At 67.9% G+C, this 1,372-nt stretch carries 1 protein-coding gene and 1 pseudogene; both read right to left on the bottom strand.

The window, feature by feature from the left end:
- Window positions 1-351 (bottom strand): annotated as a pseudogene (locus IL992_RS45515) (sugar ABC transporter substrate-binding protein); the annotation flags it as partial.
- A gap of 127 nt (window positions 352-478) precedes the next feature.
- Entirely contained in the window at window positions 479-1,312 is an 834-nt protein-coding gene (locus IL992_RS45510) for an ABC transporter permease (protein WP_319019266.1), read from the bottom strand.
- Window positions 1,313-1,372 lie beyond the last annotated feature (60 nt).

The raw sequence follows: 1,372 nt of genomic DNA, 5'->3' as shown, positions 1-1,372 counted from the left end.
CAGCGCGTTGACCTTGGCCTGGATCAGCGACTCCACCGCCGAGATCTGCTGGTTGATGTCGTTGGTCGGCTCGACCGCCTTGAACTCCACATCGGAGAACTGCTTGGCCGCGTCCGCCGCGTTCTTGGCGATGGCGGCGATCCAGCCGTGGTCGGCCGCCGGGGCCGAGAAGCCGATGACGACCTTCTCGCCGGGGGCGTCGTTGCCGCCCGTGGCCGCGGCCGCGGGGGCGGCGGCCGGCGCGCTCGCCTGCGCGGCGGGCTCGTTGCTGGTGCAGGCCGTGATGAGGGCGCCCGCGCCGAGGACGGCTCCGCCGAGGAGGAAGCCCCGGCGGCCGGGGTTCTGGGTCATGTCGTTCTCCCTTGCAGTGGGGGTGGAAAAGCGAAGAAAGGCGAAGAAAAAGGGCGTAGGAGGCCGGGACCGCGGCCGTACAGCGGCGGACCTGGGAGGTCGGAAAGAGGAAGTGAGGGGCCGGGGGTCAGGTATGCGATTTGAGGCTGCGCCGCTGCAGCAGCACGGCGACGACGATGATCGCGCCCTTGGCGACGAGCTGGTCGGCGGTGTTGAGGCCGTTGAGGATGAACAGGTTGGTGATCACAGTGAAGATCAGCAGACCGAGGATCGAACCGATGATCGTGCCCCGGCCACCGCTGAGCAGCGTCCCGCCGATGATGACGGCGGCGATCGCGTCCAGTTCATAGAGGTCGCCATGGGTGGACGACCCGGTGGTGGTCCGCGCCATGATCAGCACCGCGGCGATCCCGCAGCACAGACCCGACAGCGCATACAGCATCAGCGTGTGCTTGCGCACATCGATACCGGCCAGACGGGCCGCCTCGGGATTGCCGCCCACCGCATAGGTGCGCCGGCCGAACGTCGTACGGTTGAGCACCACCCAGCCGACCAGCACCACCAGCGCGAACACGTACACCAGCAGCGGCAGCCCGAGCACCCGCGTGGTGGACAGGTCGACGATCAGCGAGTTCTCCGGCTGCACCAACTGCGTGCGCTGGTTGGACATCCGCTGCGCCAGACCACGCCCCGCCACCATCATCGCCAGCGTCGCGATGAACGGCACCATCCGCCCGTAGGAGATCAGGATCCCGTTCAACAACCCCGCGCCGGTGCCCACCAGCACCGCGCAAACGATCATCACGACCGGCCCGTAGGACTGGGTGGCCAGCGTGGTCGCCCACACCGACGCCAACGCCATCAACGCCCCGACCGACAGGTCGATGCCACCACCGATGATCACGAAGGTCATGCCGACCGTGATCACCCCGATGGTCGAGGCCAACGCCAGGATGCTCACCAAATTGGAGGACGTGGCGAAGTTCTCCGGCCGGGTCACCAGGCCCACGATCGCCAGCAG

This window comes from Microbispora sitophila (assembly GCF_014892245.1).
In the GTDB taxonomy this organism is placed as follows: Bacteria; Actinomycetota; Actinomycetes; order Streptosporangiales; family Streptosporangiaceae; genus Microbispora; species Microbispora siamensis.
Note: the sequence above shows the minus strand (reverse complement) of the source record. Positions and strands in the feature narration are given on the sequence as shown.